Below are 16,753 nucleotides of genomic sequence, written 5' to 3'. Positions count from 1 at the left end.
CTCCTGCCACGGTGGTATCGCAGGCGTCGGATAACAGAGCCCCCTCTCCTGCCCTGCTGCTATCTGTTCTGTCCGTACTCATAACGGGAATCAATGCACAAAGGTGATGGACCGGTGCCGGACACCGTATTTTTTTCTTAACAACCGCTGGGTTTTAGGATAAAAAATACCGTTTCGGAATACATACCCCCATGAAAAGAGGATAGTATCTATGTACACAGTTGCCGATCTGAAGAAGGGACTCAAGCTTACCCTCGACGGAGATCCCTACCTGGTCATTGCGTTCGAATTCTCCAAGCCGGGCAAGGGTCAGGCCCTCTACCGCACCAAGATGCGTAACATGATTACCGGCGTCATTCTCGACCGCACCTACCGTTCCGGGGAAACCTTCGAGCCGGCGCGCCTCGAAGAGCGCCGGATGCAGTACCTGTACAAGGAAGACACCCACTACACCTTCATGGACAACCAGACCTTCGAACAGGTACAGATGGACGAAGATGCCGTGGGCGATGCCAAAAACTTCCTCATCGACAACCTTGAAGTGGATATCCTTCTCTTCGGCGAGAAAGCAATCGGCGTAACGCTTCCCAACTTCGTCAATCTCCGCGTTGTCCAGACCGACCCATGGGTCAAGGGCGATACCTCGGGCAGCGATTCCAAGCCCGCCACCGTCGAGACGGGCTATGCTCTCCGCGTCCCCCCGTTCATCGAGGAGGGTGAGATGATCGTCATCGATACCCGTTCAGGCGAATATTCAACACGGGTCAAAGGATAGGCTCCATGACCGGCAACTGGAACCTGGCCCGCAGGCGCTCAGCGCTCTGGGCCAGGGCCCGCATTCTTGCGGGAATCAGACGTTTTTTTACTGAAGGGGGGTATCTCGAAGTCGAGACCCCCCTTCGCATTCCGGCACCTGCGCCCGAGTCCCACATCGATCCGGTGTCTTCCGGTCCGTGGTTTCTCCAGACTTCGCCCGAACTGTGCATGAAACGGCTGGTGGCAGCGGGGTACGAGAGGGTGTTCCAGATTTCGCGGTGCTGGCGAGATGGCGAGCGGGGGAGCATGCATCTGCCCGAGTTCACCATGCTCGAATGGTATCGTGCCGGGACAGACTACCAAGGGCTCATGGACGAGTGCGAGGAACTCGTCGGCGCCGTGGCGGCAGCCCTCGGCATAGGGGAAGTGCTGAACGTCAGGGGGAAAGACATCCGTCTCGGCGCGCCGTGGGAGCGCCTCTCCGTGGCAGAAGCCTTCGAACGCTACTGCGACCGCACCATGGAGGAGGCCCTGGCCAGCGATACCTTCGACGAGTGCATGGTTAACGACATTGAGCCGCGCCTCGGCTTCGCGACACCAACCTTCATCTGTGACTATCCCGCCGACCGCGGTGCCCTCGCCCGCATGAAACAGGATGAACCGTCACTGGCCGAACGGTTTGAGTTATACATCGCCGGCGTCGAGCTCGCCAACGCCTTTTCGGAACTGACCGATCCCGTTGAACAGAGAAGCCGCTTCGAGCAGGAAAAACGGTTCCGGGAGTCCCGCGGCAAAAGCGTCATTCCCCTGCCCGAGCCCTTTCTCGCGGAACTCCGCCACCTGCCGCCCACCGCCGGCATCGCCCTCGGCATCGACCGCCTGGTGATGCTTCTCCTCAATGTTGAGTCCATTGACGACGTAGTCGCCTTTACCCCGGAAGAACTGTAGCCGGCTGCCCCACATCACGGTATTCGATGGTTTCCCCCGTGTAGGTGCGTAACAGCCACAGGTCACCCCGGCGGCTTACGCAGTCCGGGAGCAGCGGTATCTTTCCCTTGCCCCCTGGTGCATCAATTACGTAGTGGGGAGTGGCCATGCCCGACGTGTTCCCCCGCAATGCCGTGAGAATCTCCAGCCCCGTTGCCACCGGCGTCCTGAAGTGTCCTGTGCCCCGGACAAGGTCCATCTGGTGGATGTAGTAAGGGCGGACCCGGATGGAAAGAAGCAGTTGCATGAGCCGTGTCATCACTGCCGGGTCGTCATTGACGCCGGCCAGGAGCACGGACTGGTTGCCCAGGGGGATGCCTGCGTCGGCAAGCCGCGCACATGCCTTGGCCGCCTCGGCGGTGACCTCCCGGGGATGATTGAAGTGGGTGTTCACATAGAGGGGATGATACCGTTTGAGCATGCGACAGAGCCTGGCCGTGATTCGCTCGGGCAGCGTAACGGGGGTTCGGGTTCCGATGCGGACCATTTCCACGTGGGGAATGGCAGCCAAGCGGGCAAGGATTTCCTCCAACTGCTCATCGTCCAGCAGAAGCGGATCCCCGCCCGACAGGATCACGTCGCGAATCGCCGGTGTTTCGGAAATGTAGCGCAACGGTTCGCTGAAGGGATCTTCGCTGTGGCGGGAGACCATGCACCCCACCTGACGCTTCCGCATGCAGAAACGGCAGTAGACCGCGCACTCCCCCGACACAACCCACACGACGCGATCGGGATAACGATGGATGAGCCCCGGCACCGGCGAGAGACGTTCCTCGTGCAGGGGGTCGGCCTGCTGGTCGTCGCACAGTTCGGCCGGATCGGGGATGCATTGCCGCCAGATCGGATCTCCCGGCGCCTCAACAAGACGCAGGTAGCCGGGAGTGATCCGCATCGGGTAGCGGCGGATGACCGGCGCGAGCTGTTCGTCCTCGATCCCTAACCGCCCGGCAAGCTCATCGGCTGTGGTGACCGCGTCGGCGAGCAGCCGCCGCCAGGTTTCCATACGTTCTGCTCCTCCCGCAAACGGCCAGAGGCGGAGACACCGGTCCCCGCCTCTGGCATCGGTATGCATGCTGGCTGCCGGCGTCAGACCTCCAGGGCGCCGATCATTTCCTTGACATCGGCGATACCGTTATCCGCCAAGTACCGCTCCATTTCCGCCGCAATCCGGCCCGCAGCGCCCGGATCCAGGAAGTTGGCGGTGCCAACCTGCACGGCCGTTGCGCCGGCAAGCATGAACTCCAGAGCATCGATGCCGGTCATGATGCCCCCGATGCCGATAACCGGAATCTTCACCGCCCTGGCAACCTGCCAGACCATGCGCAGCGCGATCGGTTTCACCGCCGGCCCGGAGAGGCCACCGGTCACGTTGGCCAGGATTGGACGGCGCTTGTCCAGATCAATGGCCATGCCGGTGAGGGTATTAATAAGGGAAAGTGCGTCGGCTTCCGCATCGGCACAGGCCCAGGCCATCTCCACGATGTCGGTCACATTGGGCGACAACTTGACGATCACCGGCTTGATGGTGGACTCCCGCACGGCCTTTACCACCGAATAGGCGGCCTTGGGGTCTGTGCCGAAAACGATCCCGCCATGTTTGACGTTCGGGCACGAGATGTTGATTTCAACGGCGGCCACTTCGGGTATCCGGTCCAGGCGCTCGGCGAGCTCGGCGTATTCTTCAAGGGTGTTTCCGAAAAAGTTGACAATGACCGGCGTGGCAACCGTGCGGAAAAAAGGCACCTTTTTTTCGATAAAGGCATCAATGCCCACATTCTGCAAACCGATGGCGTTCAGCATTCCGCCGGTGGTTTCAACGATGCGCGGGGTCGGATTGCCGGCCTTGGGCCTCAGGGACAGCCCCTTGGTAATGATGGCGCCGATGGCCTCCAGGTTCACGTACTCCGAGAACTCCTCGCCGTAGCCAAAGGTTCCCGAAGCGGTCATGACCGGGTTTCTCAGCGTGATACCCGCAACATCAACGGAAAGGTCAGGTTTCTGCATTAGTGCTCCTCGCTCCGGGGCGCTATACCCATTTCAACTGATCAAAGGCGAAAACCGGGCCATCCTTGCACACGCAACGGTAGTCCGGCGACTCGTCGGAATGCTCCTTCCCCTTCACCACGCAACCAAGGCACGCCCCCATGCCGCATGCCATATACGCTTCAAGGGAAACCTGACAGGGTACGCCGGTTCGCTCGGCGATGCCGGCCACGGCCTGAAGCATGGGCATGGGGCCGCAGGCATAGATGGTTCTCCTGCCCGCCGCGCCCCGGATGTGGCGCTCCATGACGTCCGTCACGAAGCCCCGGTCGCCGAGGGTGCCGTCGTCGGTCGCCACGTAGGTTTCCACGCCGAGCCGTTCGAACTCGGTCACGCAAAGGATGTCGTCCCGGGTCCTGCCGCCCAGAAAGAAACGGACCCGCGAGTGCTCCACCAGCTTTTTGGCCAGATAGTAGAGCGGGGCGATACCGATGCCTCCGCCCACGAGAATCTTCTCTTCGTCCGGATCGCCCAGGTCGAAGCCGGTGCCGAGAGGGGCCAGAAGGTCCACGTGGTCGCCATGGTGATAGGTGGAGAGTGTTGCGGTCCCCTTCCCCACCACCTTGTACAGCATTTCCACATAGGTCTGCGGTCCGCAGCCGGAGAACTCGGAAGCCACGGTACCCACGTCGAAGATGCCGAAGGGGCGCCGCAACAGGGGGTCGATGGCGTCCCGGACCCGCACCATGATGAACTGTCCCGGTCTGGAATCGGCCAGTTCGGGAGGCGCGGACACTCTCATGCGGAAGTAGCCGGGAGAAACCTCGTGGTTCGAGATGATCATCGCCTTAAACTGCATGGGGTGAGCCCTCTCCTTCGTTAATTGAATAGGTCATCAGCACGGCATCCTCGCCGTTTTCATAGTATCCCGGCCGTCGGCCGGTTTCGGCAAATCCGAGGCGGCGGTAAAGCGCCCTGGCGGCGGCATTCGACACGCGGACCTCCAGGTGAACGGTCCGGGCGCCCCGCCCGGCAAGCTCTGCCAGGACATGGGTCACCAGCAGAGCGCCAATACCCTGCCCGCGAAAATCCCGGCGCACGGCCACATCGAGTATCTCGCCCTCGTCGAAAAGGAGTGACGGACAGATATACCCCGCCACGAGCCCATCCGGCGACCGGGCGACAACGGGGAAAGAACGGGGGGATGCGAGTTCTGCAACGAAGTGATCCCTGGTCCAGGGGCGGGGGAACGAGTCGGATTCGATCTTCAGAACCTCGTCCAGATCGCCTGCGGTCATGGGCATTATTGTCGGGTAATCTGCGGTATTCATCGAGCGTACGCATCATAGGCGAAGGATACCCCCTTGTAAACCCTTTTTTCGGGCCTCAAACCGCGCCAGATAGGGTTTGACATTTACCGGTTCATGCGATAGATTTTCACTTCTTTTAACGGGAGGAAACGTAGTGACAAAGAAAGGTTTTACCTATAAGGACGCCGGTGTCGACATCGATGCCGGCAACACGTTTGTGGGGCTCATCAAGCCGTTCGTGAAAGCCACTTCCAGGCCCGAGGTCATCTCGGACATCGGCGGCTTTGGCGGGCTCTTTTCCCTGAACACCAACAAGTATCGCAACCCCGTCCTGGTTTCGGGAACCGACGGCGTCGGCACCAAGCTCAAGATAGCCATGATGGCCGATCGGCATGATACCATTGGCATCGACCTGGTGGCCATGTGCGTCAACGACATCGTCGTCCAGGGAGCCGAACCGCTCTTTTTCCTCGACTATTTCGCCACGGGCAAACTGGATCCCCAGCGGGGAGCCGCGGTGGTCAAAGGGATCTCGGAGGGATGCGTCCAGGCCGGCTGTGCCCTTATCGGCGGCGAGACGGCGGAGATGCCCGGTTTCTATCAGCCCGGCGAATACGACCTTGCCGGGTTCACCGTGGGCGTGGTCGAGCGCGACAACATCATCGACGGATCGTCGATCACGGTGGGCAACCGTCTCGTGGGCATCGCCTCCAGCGGCCTGCACAGCAACGGCTATTCGCTCGCCCGCAAGATTATCTTTGAATCCATGGGGCTCGGCATCGACTCCATTCTGCCTGGGCTCGGCACCTCCGTGGCCGATGCCCTGCTCACCCCAACCAAAATCTACGTCAAGTCCATCCTCAACCTGCTGAGGGACTTCCACGTGAACGGCATCGCGCACATTACCGGCGGCGGCCTGCTGGAAAACGTTCCCCGCGTGCTCCCCAACGGCTGCAAGGCCTTGGTACATCTGGACAGATGCCCGCTCCCGCCCCTTTTCTCCCTGCTTCAGGAAGCAGGATCCGTTGAGCGGGATGAAATGTACCGCACGTTCAACTGTGGAATCGGCATGGTGCTGGCCGTACCCGAAAACGAGGCCGACGAGATACTCATCCGCCTTTCGGGACTCCAGGAGAAGGCCTTCGTCATCGGCGAGGTCGTCAAGTGCGAGCCCGGCGCCGAGATGGTCGAACTCGTATAACGGAGACGTGGCATCGTGGGAGGCCCTATGATCGAACCGCTTGCAGTCGGAGTTCTCGTTTCGGGCAATGGCTCGAACCTCCAGGCGATCATCGACCGGATCGAGGCTGACTCGCTTCCGGTGAGAATTGCCTGCGTCATCAGCAACAAGGCTGACGCCTTTGGCCTCGAACGGGCAAGAAAGCACGGCATACCCGCCATCCATATCGATCACAGGGCCCATGGCGGCCGTGAATCCTATGACGCGGCCCTGGTGGAGACCCTGCGCGGCCACGGGGTCCAACTCGTCGTCCTGGCGGGATTCATGCGTATCGTTACTTCGGTGCTGCTTGACGCCTTCCCCAATGCGGTCATGAATATCCATCCCGCCCTTCTGCCCGCCTTTCCCGGGCTCCACGCCCAGGCCCAGGCGCTCCGGTACGGAGTCAAGTTCTCCGGATGCACCGTGCACTTTGTCGACGAAGGCACCGACACGGGACCGATCATCATCCAGGCGGTTGTTCCGGTTCTGGATGATGACGATGAAGCCTCCCTTTCGGCCCGTATCCAGGTCGAAGAGCACCGGACCTATCCCGAGGCTGTCCGGCTCTTTGCTGAGAGACGCCTCAGGATCGAGGGGAGAAAGGTGTCCATGCTTCCGCCGGGGGCCTGATCACGCAACATGTCCTCCGGATACTCCGCCATTGAGGAACGGTGCCATGAAACGAACGGTCATTCTCTTCGCTGCCATGCTTCTAACCGCCTCTGCCGGCCTCGCGGCTGATGTCATCCTGTTCCCGTCCAAAAGCGGCGCCGTCACCTTTACCCACAAACGACACTCGGAATTCATCAGGGAATGCAGGAACTGTCACGAGAAAACCCCTGGCAAAATAACAAATTTCGGCAAAGAATACGCCCACAAGACCTGCAAGGGGTGCCACGAGGTACGGGGGGCGGGGCCCACGAAGTGCAAGCTCTGCCACAGGGGCTAGCCCCGCCCGCAAGAGAAGAGAAACGTGAAGCCGGTTATCCTTTGGGTGACCGGCTTTTTCATTGCAAAAAAGGAAAACCTCGATTCGTCCAGCGCAAAACGGCACAAAACTCAGCCATTCAACACCTTACAATCACTTGCCATTTCAATAAGGTAACATTCAAAAAACATTTTGTGTTGACATTCAAATACGAGGTTTGTTAGTTCTATAGTCAGCAATTCACCAACCGAATCAGATACACGACAATACTAAACCATCCGCGAGGATGGGGCGGAAAGCCTAAGGGTCTCCCTGAGACAGCCGGGTCGCCGAAATATCTGAACGATATCAGGCCCCGGCTTTTGTGTGCTCGGGCTGCCGGATCGTTCTGGTCCGGTACACTACCACGCGCTCAGGGAGGAAACTGAATGACCGCACGTAACGGGCTTATTTCGCTCCAGACACGACAGGGCACGCTGCCCCGGAAAACGTTCACCAGCCTGATCATGCTCATGATCACGGCACTTATGGCACTTGGCGGCTGTGGCGGCGGAGGCGGTTCCACCACTGCTACCTCGACGGCCACGCCGACAACTGCTACGGTATCGGGGGTGGCAGCCACCGGAGCCCCCCTCGTGGGCACGATCCGCCTCAAGGACTCTTCATCACCGGCGGTGGAAAAAACCACCACTTCCTCCGCAGACGGCTCCTTCACCATCGACGTTACCGGTTTGACGCCGCCGTATATCCTGAAGGCGGACGGCACCTCCGGCGGGACTGCCGTAACCATCTGTTCGTTTGCATCCGGCCCCGGCACCGCGAACATCAATCCGCTATCCAATGCGGCACTGGCCAGCGCCGCCGGCGTAAGCGACCCGGCCGCGACAGTCTATGCATCCCCATCCCCTGCGATGCTCGAAATCATCAGTGCCAACCTGCCGGCTGCCGTAGCTGCCCTGCGCACCCAACTCAAACCCCTGCTCGACCAATACGGTGCCAATGTGCACCCGATCACCGCCCCCTTCACGGCCAACCACACCGGTCTCGACGCTGTTCTGGACGTGATCCGGGTTCAGCTCGGTGCCGGCACCATGGTAGTCGCCAACAGGTCCACCAATGCGCCGATCTTCAGCGCTCCCCTGACGAACATTAACGGCGGAACCTTCACCATGGGCAACATGCCGGCTCCCCCCACTCCGGCGACAGACGGACAAGGACTTTACGCAGCCAATTGTGCGGCCTGTCACGGTGCCCTGGCCACCTCTGAGAAAAAAGGCACAACGCTTGCGCGCCTCCAGAGTGCCGTAAGCGCGAATGCCGGAGGCATGGGGTTCCTCTCTCCCCTGACCGCAACTCAGCTCCAGGCAATCGTCGACGTCTTGGCGCCTGCTCCTGCTCCCACGCCGACCCCGACACCCACCCCTACGCCTACGCCCACTCCGGCGCCCGATGGGTCGGCCCTCTACGGAAGCAACTGTCAGGCATGCCATGGCTCACTCGCGAACTCTGACATCCAGACAAAAACCGTATCGGCAATCCAGTCGGCCATCTCCGGCAATCGTGGCGGCATGGGGTTCCTTTCCACCCTCACTTCCGCTGAAGTTCAGGCGATAGCCACCTCGCTGGCATCGGCTGTCACACCTACACCGACGCCCACCCCTACGCCGACTCCGACGCCCACCGTCGACCCGGGCAAGACCGTCTACGACAGCCGGTGCGCATCCTGTCACCGCCTGGGCACCTATGACGCTTCCGGCAGTGCTCCGAGCCTCTCCCAAGCCGGGACGAAAATTGACGGAAAGTTCACCGCCGGCGTTTCGGGGCACAAGGGAATTACGCTCACCGCCGCGGATCTTGCGAATCTTAAGACCTTTGTCAACGCAAACTGATCAGCACTGACCTCCAACGGAAAACGGCCTGCTTTTGCAGGCCGTTTTCTATTTTACCGGAATCCGGCTTATCGCTCCGGAGCGTCTCCGCCACCAAACTCTCTCAGCGCATGATCGCGCCATTGGGCAAACAGACCGTCATAATCGAGCCCCACGTCGGCAAACGCTCGGTTCATGGCCTTGCCGAGCGGCAAGCCGTTCCCCAGGTATTCGAGGACCATCCGAACCCGATGCCATCCGTGGGCGGAAACGATAAAGTTGACAAGGGAATAGCTTTGCTCGTAGGCAAGACGCACCTCGTTACCTTCAAGTCCGGCAAATGATCCTTCGAGGCGTTTCAGCGGCAAGAACTCACCACGCTTAGCCGCCTTTCCCAACTCGCCGAGTGGTGGGCTATACTCCAGACGCCCTTGGATTTCGGCAATCCCCTCGTTCAGCCAGGTGGGGCAATTGCCGCGGGTCAGGTCGATGACGACGGCATGAGCATATTCATGGCGCAGGGTTGCCCGGATATCCGGTGTGATCTCGGTTATGCCGCCGACAGGGAGACGGATTTTGCCGTCATACAATCCGCCCGACCAGTGGGGCGACCGGGTGACCTCCCGGTAGTCCTGGCGGGTATAGAGTATGACCGGAATCCGTGAGGCGGGGAAATACCCCACATCGGTGCCGACCGAATTATAGAATTCCTCAAGCAGATCAAGAATTGCCAGGGCGCTGCCGGTCTTCGTTCCGCTGTCGTAAGAAACAATGAAGCGTGAACTATGCCCCCGCTCCATCCGTTCCTCGACCGACTGCTCACGCCGCACCTTTTCCAGCAGTCCGGCCAGGAAGGACTCGGAGGGCGCAAGGTTCGCGGCTTTTTCCCACAAAGCCATGGCCTGATCGGTCTCACCCGTGTCGTAATATGTTTTGCCCAGAAAATACAGACCTTCTGCCGTATCTCCGCCGAGGGACCGGGCCAGGGAAAGCTCGTAACGGGCCATTTCTCCATTCTTGGCCAGGGAAAAGGCGATTCCCCTCAAAAGATGAAAACGGGGTTCGTCGGGATAGAGCTCGCTGCCGCGGCCGAAATGCCGTGCCGCCTCCCCGTAGGATTTGCTCTCCAGCAGTTTCCGCCCGAGAAGGGCGTGGGCCGCGGCAAGGTTATCCCTCAGCGTCGGGTCCAGGGAAAAGAGAGAAAAGGCCTGTTCCAGTTGCTCTATGGCCTTTTCCACCTCGCCGCGCTCAATGAGTTGGACACCGTAGTTGTTCTGGGCGATCGGGTCGGCGCCGGTTGCCGGCGGGACGGCGGCCATAAAGCCACCGAGCAGCAGGGGAAGGGTAAACCGCAGGCGGTGTTTCTGGATGGCGTTCAACGCATGCCCCAGAGAGGAGCATCTTCAAACTGCATCCGAAGCCGTTCATCGGGGTTTTGCTCGTAGAACTCATCTTCGGAGAAGGAGAGGCGGTAACCGTCGGCGTACTCGCGAAGCAGGGCATAGGCCCCGTTGATGAGCCGGATTCGCTCAGGGTCGCCCTCTTCTCCCGTGTCGGGATGATGGCGCCGCACGAGTTCCCGGTGACGGGCCTTGATCTCCCGTAGCGTCACCCGGTCGGATAGTCCGAATATTTCCAGAGACTTGACGAGATCTGCATAGTGCATCGGCTGCCCCCATCGATGATGGCCCGGAGCGCATGTCAGTCCAACCATTGCGCCCGGCAGGAGGTATGGATCCACAGCTAGCGCGTGGACAACACCCTGATCCGTCCGGCGATCCCCTCGGCATCGAGGCCGTAGCGTGACCGCAGTTCATGCTGCTCACCCTGCTCCACGTAACGGTCCGGGAAACCGAGCCGATGCACGGCAACGCCTTCTGCGCCTTCGTCGGCAAGCAGTTCGAGCACGGCTGAGCCGAACCCCCCCTGAAGGACGTTTTCCTCAATGGTCACCAGCACTCCTGCCCGGTCGGCATACGACAGAATGAGTTCCCGGTCGAGGGGCTTCACAAACCGGACGTTGACCACGGTCAGGTCAATGCCCTCACCTTCAAGGGTGGCGGCCGCTTCGAGGGCAGGCCCGACCATGGTGCCCACCGCCAACACAACGCAGGTGCCGTTGCCGGCACGGAGCACTTCCGACGTGCCCAGAGGGATCGGAACCAGTGACTGGTCAAGGGGGACGCCCAGGCCATTGCCGCGGGGATAGCGGACCGCTGCAGGGCCATCGTGGGCGATGGCGGTCTTGAGCATGTGCTGCAGCTCGTTTTCGTCCTTGGGGGCCATGATGACCATGTTGGGCAGGGTGCGCAGGTAGGACAGGTCAAAAAGGCCGTGGTGGGTCGGACCGTCGCTCCCCACGACGCCGGAGCGGTCGATGGCAAAGGTCAACGGCAGGTTCATGAGGCAGACATCGTGGAAGAGCTGGTCATAGGCACGCTGCAGGAACGAAGAGTAAATGGCGAAGACCGGCCGGAACCCCTCGGCTGCAAGGCCGGCGGCAAAGGTTACACCGTGTTGCTCCGCAATCCCCACATCGCAGAAGCGAGCGGGGTGGCGGGCCGAAAAGGAGCCGAGGCCCGTACCGTCGGGCATGGCCGCAGTGATGGCGACGACCCGCTCGTCTTCGTCGGCAATCCGTGTCAGGGCTTGGCCGAAGACACCCGTGTAGGATGCGGCCCCGCCCTTCCCTTTTACGATTTCACCGCTGACCGGGTCAAAGGGGCCGACCCCGTGGAAAAGCGACGGTTTGGCTTCGGCCGGGGCAAACCCCTTCCCCTTTTTGGTCAGGACATGGACCAGGACCGCGTCATCGAACCGCCTGACCTTTTCGAAGGTTTCCGTGAGGCGGCCGATGTCGTGGCCGTCGATGGGGCCGATATACTCGAACCCGAAGGCCTCGAAGAGCATACCCGGCGTAAAGAGCCCCTTGAGAGACTCCTCTGCCCGCTTTGCCACCTTGAGAACGTTCCGGCCGATCCGGTCGAGCCCCTCGAGAAAGCTTTCCACATCCTTCTTCAGGGTATGAACGAACTCGCTGGTAACGGTGCGGCTCAGGAAATTGGAGAGAGCCCCCACGTTCTCGGCGATGGACATCTCGTTGTCGTTCAGGACCACGACCAGATCGCGGTTCAGGTGCCCCGCATGGTTGAGCCCTTCGTAGGCGATGCCGCCGGTCATGGAGCCGTCGCCGATGACCGCCACCACCTTGTTCTTCCTGCCGGCGAGGTCACGGGCAGCCGCAAGCCCCAAGGCGGCGGAAATGGAGGTGGACGCATGGCCGGCGTCGAACACGTCGTGGGGCGACTCGGCACGCTTGAGGAAGCCGCTGATCCCTCCGAGGGTCCGCAGGGTTGCGAACCGGTCCCGGCGACCGGTCACGAGTTTGTGGGCATAGGCCTGGTGGCCCACGTCCCAGACGATTTTATCCTCGGGCGAGGCGAATACCCGGTGCAGCGCCAGGGTAAGTTCCACCACGCCGAGACTTGGAGCTACGTGACCGCCATTGCGGGAGCAGACGGCTATGATTTCCTGCCGGATCTCCTCTGCAAGGATCCCCAGGTCGGCCACAGAGAGTCCCTTCAGGTCCGAGGGAGAATCTATCCTGTCGAGAATGCGTGACATCATGATTTCCGTGACACGATGTACCGGGCGATTTCCCTGAGAGGGTCAGCCCGGTGGTCAAAGGGCGAAAGGGCCTCAATGGCGAGATCGAGAAGTTCCTGGGCGCGCCGCTTGGATTCGGACAGGCCCAGCACGGCCGGATAGGTGGCTTTCCCCCGAGCTTCGTCGCTGCCCGCGTCCTTGCCGATCTGCTCGGTGGTTCCCTCGATATCGAGGATGTCGTCGGCAATCTGGAACGCCAGGCCAATGGCTTCGCCATAGCGCGTCATCGCCTTGACAGCGTCGGCATCGCCCCCGCCCAGCACTGCTCCCGCCTTTATGGATGCCTTGATCAGGGCACCGGTCTTGCGGGTGTGAATGTACTGGACCGTTGCCAGATCGATCTCCTTGTTCCCCTCGCTCTCCATGTCGATCACCTGTCCGCCGACCATTCCCCGGGAACCGGCACAGAGGGCAATCTCGTGAATGACTGGCAGGAGCCGATCGTTTCCAACCGCGGCAGCATAGGAGGGAGAGCTCATGAGAATAAACGCCTCGGTGAGCAGGGCGTCTCCGGCAAGGATGGCAATGGCCTCGCCAAACACCTTGTGATTCGTTGGCCGCCCGCGGCGGAAATCATCGTCATCCATTGCCGGCAGGTCGTCATGGATGAGAGAGTAGGTATGGATCATCTCCATGGCGCAGGCCGCCGGCAGGGCCAGCGCCGTATCGCCTCCAACGGCGTCGCAGGCTGCCAGCATCAGGATCGGGCGGACCCGCTTCCCACCAGCAAAAACCGAATAGCGCATGGCGCGGTGCACCGAGGATGGAAGATCGTCTTCGGCCGGCAGATGGCGTCCCAATGCCTCGTCCACCAGGGCACAGCGTTCTTTGAGATACGTTTTCAGATCCATCGGACCATCCTTTCACGTGAGGGTTCATGCGCGCGGAACCGGCCTATTCGTCGTCCAGCCGGAAATCCTCGCGCACGAACGTGCCGTTTTTCTTTTTCAGGAGAAGTTCCACCTTTTTCTCGGCCTCGTCCAGTTTCTTCGTGCAGAAAGAGGCCATTTTGACCCCTTCTTCGAAGGCCTTGAGCGAATCGTCGAGGGAAAGGTCTCCTCCCTCCAGCTTCCTGACCACGTCTTCCAGCTTTTTCAGCGCGGTTTCGAATTTTTCAACAGCCATTGTTTTATCCCGAATATGAAAATGGAGGGGTCATTATAGCGCCCGGACAGGGTGAGTCAAGGTTTGTCACGTGTCGTTGCTGGATTCCACGCAACAGCCGACCCGGCCGCGGCGAAGGCGCAATTCCACCCGGTCTCCCGGCGCCAGGCGGGCACTGTCGGTAACAAGGCGCCGCTCGGGAAGCTTCAGCACGATACTGTATCCCCGGGCCATGGTGGCCAGGGGCGAAAGCGTATCGAGCCGCGCAGCCGCCACGAGCGACTCCTCCCTGAGATGGTCCAGAAAGCGGCGGAGCAGCGCCTCGTTTTGCCCGGCAAGGACCATGGCCCTTTCACGGGCCCGCTCGATCCTGACGGCTGGGTTGGTGAGGCGCAGATTGGTGGTCAGCAGATCGAGACTGCCGCGGTGACGGCGGACACTGTTCGCTGCCCCGCGCTCAAGCCGGGCCGACAGGTCGTCGATTCGCTGCGACAGGTGTCCCACCAGCATGGACGGGTCACGCAGGGAGCGGCTGAGACCGTCGATCCCGGCTCTTCCCTCGGCCAGCACCTGCCGCACCCCCTGGACAAGCCGGTGCCTGAGGAATTCGAGACGGGCGGCAAGCTCCTCTTTGCTCTTCACCACCAGTTCGGCCGCCGCCGACGGCGTGGGGGCACGCAGATCGGCGACAAAGTCGGCGATGGTGAAGTCCACTTCGTGCCCAACGGCGGAGATCACCGGGATACGCGAGCGATGGATGGCCCGCGCCACCGTTTCCTCGTTGAATGCCCACAGATCTTCGAGCGATCCGCCCCCCCGCCCGACGATCATCACGTCGATGGCGCCGTAGCGGTTGAAGTCGTCGATGGCCCCGGCGATTTCTTCCGCAGCCCCCTCCCCCTGGACCTTGACCGGGCGGATGAGGATCTCTACGTTGGCGAAACGGCGGTTCAGCACGGTGAGGATGTCATGGATGGCCGCCCCCGTGGCCGAGGTGACCACTCCGATTTTCTGGGGCAGCGATGGAATGGGCTTCTTGTGCTCGTCAGCGAACAGCCCCTCCCGGGCCAACTGTTCCTTCAACTGGATGAAAGCCAGTTGCAAGGCCCCGATGCCGCGAGGTTCTAGGTATTCCACCAGCAGTTGGTACTCTCCCCGCTGATCGTACACCGTGACTCTCCCGCGGACGATAAGGTCCATCCCGTCCCGGGGGCGAAATTTCAGTGCCCTGGATGATGCCCTGAACATGACGCAGCGGATCTGGGCCGCCCCGTCCTTCAGAGTGAAGTAGAGGTGGCCGGAAGCCGGCGTGGCGAGATTGGAAACCTCCCCTTCCACCCACACGTGCTCGAAGTTTTCCTCGAGCACCCCGCGGATGAGCGAGGTGAGCTGGGACACGGTCAAAATTCGTTTTTCAGAAAAAATATCCACGGTCGTCCCGAGTAAAATCATTTAGTATCAAAGAGATACAATTCAGGGGCAATGGCCTGTCAAACCGGGTTGACCGTTGTCAGGCGGACAGTGTAGTATGTGCCCCATGCAGAATTACCCTTATGTTATCACTGTCTCCTCGGAAAAGGGAGGGGTCGGCAAGACCACTCTTGCCACAAACCTGGCAATCTATCTGAAGGCCCTCGACGAGAATCTGCCGGTTACCATCTTTTCCTTCGACAACCACTTCACCGTAGACCGGATGTTCGAGATCAAGGGGCAGAGGCTGACCGGCAGCGTGGCCGACCTGCTCATGGAATCTCCGCCCCGCGACCTGATCCACACCGGTCAGTACGGAGTCGGCTACATCCCTTCGTCATCCAGTCTCAACGACCTGAAAGGCTCCATCCGGGGGCCCATGGTCCTGGCGCGGCTCCTGGCCGCCTCGCGCATCCCCGGTGTTCTCATCATCGACACGAGGCCCGACCTGGACATGTTCACCCAGAATGCCCTGTTCGCGGCGGATCGGGCCATCATCCCGGTCAAGGACATGCCGAGCCTGGAGAATTGCCGCAACATCTTCGCGCTGTTCGAACAGCGGGGGCTCGACCGCAAGAGTCTCAGCCTCATCCCCTGCCTCGTGGACGAACGGATCAAGTTCGACGGTCCCTTCAACGACCAGAAAACGCTGCTCAAGGCCTACGCCATCAACCGCGGGTACCGTTGCCTCGACGTGTACATATCCAAGAGTCCCAAGGTGGAAAGCCTCACTACCAACCCGGACGGCAAAATCTATCCGATTCTGACCCATGCCAAGTGGACCGAAGTCCACGGCCAGTTCGCCCAGTTGGCCCAGATTCTCATCAACGAGTACCACGCCACCACGGAGCCCCGTTCTCTCCTCTTCCACAAGTGGCTCCAGACCGAGGAAAGTCGCAAGAAGGAAGAGTTTTTCGCGCGGCTTTCAGGGATCAAGAGCCAGTGCCTGCTTTGCGGCAAACCGGCCAGCGACGATGGAAAAGGCCGGCACTCGTTCTACTTCGAGGTGTCCGACGGCAGCGCGGCCGGATTCTTTGAGGAAGAGTGCTTCCTCACCATGCTCATGACCAACATCTACAACATGGACGTAAGCATGGTGGATGACGCCCCGACGGTTCATCTCATGCGCGATTCGTCCCGGGAGTCGGCCTTTGTCTTCCGGCCGGCGTCGAACGGTGGCGCCGTGGAGTTCCATCGGTTCAGTCTCGACGGCACGCTCCTGATCAAGAAGAATTACCCCCTCAGGGAATACGAAGGAGGGTTGCTGCGGCGGGAACGCAGCAGGCTTTACACCCTCATGACCGAAGCGTTGGGAACAGCCGGTGCAGGAAGCTCCGATCGTTTCATCCTCGTCCACCCGGTAATGCGGGACAATCCCCAGGGGATTCTGCGGGACGAGAGCTACCGGGGCCTTACCAGGCTCAAGCAGCACATCGCGGCCCAGATCGCCTCGTCATAG

The 16,753-nt window shown here is 60.8% G+C and carries 17 protein-coding genes and 1 riboswitch; of the genes, 7 read left to right on the top strand and 10 right to left on the bottom strand.

From position 1 onward, the window contains the following. Positions 1 to 211: 211 nt before the first annotated feature. Positions 212 to 775: an elongation factor P gene (gene efp, locus AC6CDK_RS02540; RefSeq protein WP_039644530.1), complete on the top strand. Its 564-nt coding sequence runs from the start codon at positions 212 to 214 to the stop codon at positions 773 to 775. Positions 776 to 780: 5 nt separating this feature from the next. Continuing rightward, positions 781 to 1,704 (top strand): EF-P lysine aminoacylase EpmA, encoded by a 924-nt coding sequence (epmA, locus tag AC6CDK_RS02535; RefSeq protein ID WP_192905756.1) that lies wholly within the window; start codon positions 781 to 783, stop codon positions 1,702 to 1,704. Here the strand turns inward: epmA and AC6CDK_RS02530 are convergent. From AC6CDK_RS02530 to rimI, 4 genes are all read right to left on the bottom strand, one after another. Beyond that, positions 1,685 to 2,746, bottom strand: a complete 1,062-nt coding sequence (locus AC6CDK_RS02530) for a KamA family radical SAM protein (protein ID WP_039644526.1) — start codon at positions 2,744 to 2,746, stop codon at positions 1,685 to 1,687. The two genes, epmA and AC6CDK_RS02530, sit on opposite strands and share 20 nt — an antisense overlap. An 83-nt stretch (positions 2,747 to 2,829) precedes the next feature. Then, positions 2,830 to 3,747 (bottom strand): dihydroorotate dehydrogenase, encoded by a 918-nt coding sequence (locus AC6CDK_RS02525; RefSeq protein WP_066357386.1) that lies wholly within the window; start codon positions 3,745 to 3,747, stop codon positions 2,830 to 2,832. A gap of 22 nt (positions 3,748 to 3,769) precedes the next feature. Further along, the gene (locus tag AC6CDK_RS02520; protein ID WP_039644522.1) at positions 3,770 to 4,585 is read right to left on the bottom strand and encodes a dihydroorotate dehydrogenase electron transfer subunit; all 816 of its coding nucleotides are present in this window, start codon (positions 4,583 to 4,585) and stop codon (positions 3,770 to 3,772) included. Beyond that, complete coding sequence (gene rimI, locus AC6CDK_RS02515; protein ID WP_039644520.1) at positions 4,575 to 5,057, bottom strand: ribosomal protein S18-alanine N-acetyltransferase; 483 nt, start codon at positions 5,055 to 5,057, stop codon at positions 4,575 to 4,577. Before rimI ends, AC6CDK_RS02520 begins: the two co-directional genes overlap by 11 nt. Positions 5,058 to 5,190: 133 nt before the next feature. Between rimI and purM the strand changes: the two genes are divergently transcribed. The 4 genes from purM to AC6CDK_RS02495 all read left to right on the top strand — a co-directional run bounded on the left by purM (position 5,191) and on the right by AC6CDK_RS02495 (position 9,075). After that, the gene (purM, locus tag AC6CDK_RS02510; protein ID WP_039644518.1) at positions 5,191 to 6,237 is read left to right on the top strand and encodes a phosphoribosylformylglycinamidine cyclo-ligase; all 1,047 of its coding nucleotides are present in this window, start codon (positions 5,191 to 5,193) and stop codon (positions 6,235 to 6,237) included. Between the two features lie 27 nt (positions 6,238 to 6,264). Beyond that, entirely contained in the window at positions 6,265 to 6,888 is a 624-nt protein-coding gene (gene purN, locus AC6CDK_RS02505) for a phosphoribosylglycinamide formyltransferase (protein WP_066357383.1), read from the top strand. Positions 6,889 to 6,934: 46 nt separating this feature from the next. Further along, positions 6,935 to 7,207: a cytochrome c7 gene (locus AC6CDK_RS02500; RefSeq protein ID WP_039644514.1), complete on the top strand. Its 273-nt coding sequence runs from the start codon at positions 6,935 to 6,937 to the stop codon at positions 7,205 to 7,207. Between the two features lie 237 nt (positions 7,208 to 7,444). Then, positions 7,445 to 7,520: riboswitch (cyclic di-GMP riboswitch) on the top strand. A gap of 94 nt (positions 7,521 to 7,614) precedes the next feature. Then, a complete protein-coding gene (locus AC6CDK_RS02495) occupies positions 7,615 to 9,075 on the top strand; it encodes a c-type cytochrome (RefSeq protein ID WP_066357382.1) in 1,461 nt (486 codons plus the stop codon). A gap of 68 nt (positions 9,076 to 9,143) precedes the next feature. Here AC6CDK_RS02495 and AC6CDK_RS02490 read toward each other — a convergent pair whose 3' ends face one another. The 6 genes from AC6CDK_RS02490 to xseA all read right to left on the bottom strand — a co-directional run bounded on the left by AC6CDK_RS02490 (position 9,144) and on the right by xseA (position 15,255). Continuing rightward, positions 9,144 to 10,373 carry a peptidase MA family metallohydrolase gene (locus tag AC6CDK_RS02490; RefSeq protein WP_052269475.1) on the bottom strand — a complete coding sequence of 410 codons (1,230 nt, stop codon included), beginning with the start codon at positions 10,371 to 10,373 and terminating at the stop codon, positions 9,144 to 9,146. Positions 10,374 to 10,429: 56 nt separating this feature from the next. Next, the gene (locus tag AC6CDK_RS02485) at positions 10,430 to 10,720 is read right to left on the bottom strand and encodes a J domain-containing protein (RefSeq protein WP_039644507.1); all 291 of its coding nucleotides are present in this window, start codon (positions 10,718 to 10,720) and stop codon (positions 10,430 to 10,432) included. A 77-nt stretch (positions 10,721 to 10,797) separates the two neighbouring features. Next, positions 10,798 to 12,678 carry a 1-deoxy-D-xylulose-5-phosphate synthase gene (gene dxs, locus AC6CDK_RS02480; protein WP_039644505.1) on the bottom strand — a complete coding sequence of 627 codons (1,881 nt, stop codon included), beginning with the start codon at positions 12,676 to 12,678 and terminating at the stop codon, positions 10,798 to 10,800. Then, positions 12,678 to 13,571, bottom strand: coding sequence for a polyprenyl synthetase family protein (locus AC6CDK_RS02475; RefSeq protein WP_039644503.1), 894 nt, complete (start codon positions 13,569 to 13,571; stop codon positions 12,678 to 12,680). The genes dxs and AC6CDK_RS02475 overlap by 1 nt, the downstream gene beginning before the upstream one ends. A gap of 43 nt (positions 13,572 to 13,614) precedes the next feature. After that, positions 13,615 to 13,845, bottom strand: coding sequence for an exodeoxyribonuclease VII small subunit (locus AC6CDK_RS02470; protein WP_039644501.1), 231 nt, complete (start codon positions 13,843 to 13,845; stop codon positions 13,615 to 13,617). A 66-nt stretch (positions 13,846 to 13,911) separates the two neighbouring features. Further along, positions 13,912 to 15,255, bottom strand: a complete 1,344-nt coding sequence (gene xseA, locus AC6CDK_RS02465) for an exodeoxyribonuclease VII large subunit (RefSeq protein ID WP_192905655.1) — start codon at positions 15,253 to 15,255, stop codon at positions 13,912 to 13,914. Positions 15,256 to 15,352: 97 nt separating this feature from the next. Here xseA and AC6CDK_RS02460 point away from each other — a divergent pair, with 97 nt between their 5' ends. After that, entirely contained in the window at positions 15,353 to 16,753 is a 1,401-nt protein-coding gene (locus AC6CDK_RS02460; RefSeq protein WP_039644496.1) for a ParA family protein, read from the top strand.

Source organism: Geobacter sp. PheSNFMC (assembly GCF_059620965.1).
The sequence above is the reverse complement of the archived record's forward strand: the minus strand, read 5'-3'. Positions and strand labels throughout refer to the sequence as shown.

Bases quoted from the DNA above. Each gene is read 5' to 3' on its own strand.
- AC6CDK_RS02525 (WP_066357386.1), bottom strand. From the start codon at position 3,747: ATGCAGAAACCTGACCTTTCCGTTGATGTTGCGGGTATCACGCTGAGA.
- AC6CDK_RS02475 (WP_039644503.1), bottom strand. From the start codon at position 13,571: ATGGATCTGAAAACGTATCTCAAAGAACGCTGTGCCCTGGTGGACGAG.
- efp (WP_039644530.1), top strand. From the start codon at position 212: ATGTACACAGTTGCCGATCTGAAGAAGGGACTCAAGCTTACCCTCGAC.
- purN (WP_066357383.1), top strand. From the start codon at position 6,265: ATGATCGAACCGCTTGCAGTCGGAGTTCTCGTTTCGGGCAATGGCTCG.
- AC6CDK_RS02530 (WP_039644526.1), bottom strand. From the start codon at position 2,746: ATGGAAACCTGGCGGCGGCTGCTCGCCGACGCGGTCACCACAGCCGAT.
- AC6CDK_RS02500 (WP_039644514.1), top strand. From the start codon at position 6,935: ATGAAACGAACGGTCATTCTCTTCGCTGCCATGCTTCTAACCGCCTCT.
- AC6CDK_RS02485 (WP_039644507.1), bottom strand. From the start codon at position 10,720: ATGCACTATGCAGATCTCGTCAAGTCTCTGGAAATATTCGGACTATCC.
- AC6CDK_RS02520 (WP_039644522.1), bottom strand. From the start codon at position 4,585: ATGCAGTTTAAGGCGATGATCATCTCGAACCACGAGGTTTCTCCCGGC.
- dxs (WP_039644505.1), bottom strand. From the start codon at position 12,678: ATGTCACGCATTCTCGACAGGATAGATTCTCCCTCGGACCTGAAGGGA.
- AC6CDK_RS02460 (WP_039644496.1), top strand. From the start codon at position 15,353: ATGTGCCCCATGCAGAATTACCCTTATGTTATCACTGTCTCCTCGGAA.
- epmA (WP_192905756.1), top strand. From the start codon at position 781: ATGACCGGCAACTGGAACCTGGCCCGCAGGCGCTCAGCGCTCTGGGCC.
- rimI (WP_039644520.1), bottom strand. From the start codon at position 5,057: ATGAATACCGCAGATTACCCGACAATAATGCCCATGACCGCAGGCGAT.
- AC6CDK_RS02495 (WP_066357382.1), top strand. From the start codon at position 7,615: ATGACCGCACGTAACGGGCTTATTTCGCTCCAGACACGACAGGGCACG.
- AC6CDK_RS02470 (WP_039644501.1), bottom strand. From the start codon at position 13,845: ATGGCTGTTGAAAAATTCGAAACCGCGCTGAAAAAGCTGGAAGACGTG.
- AC6CDK_RS02490 (WP_052269475.1), bottom strand. From the start codon at position 10,373: ATGGCCGCCGTCCCGCCGGCAACCGGCGCCGACCCGATCGCCCAGAAC.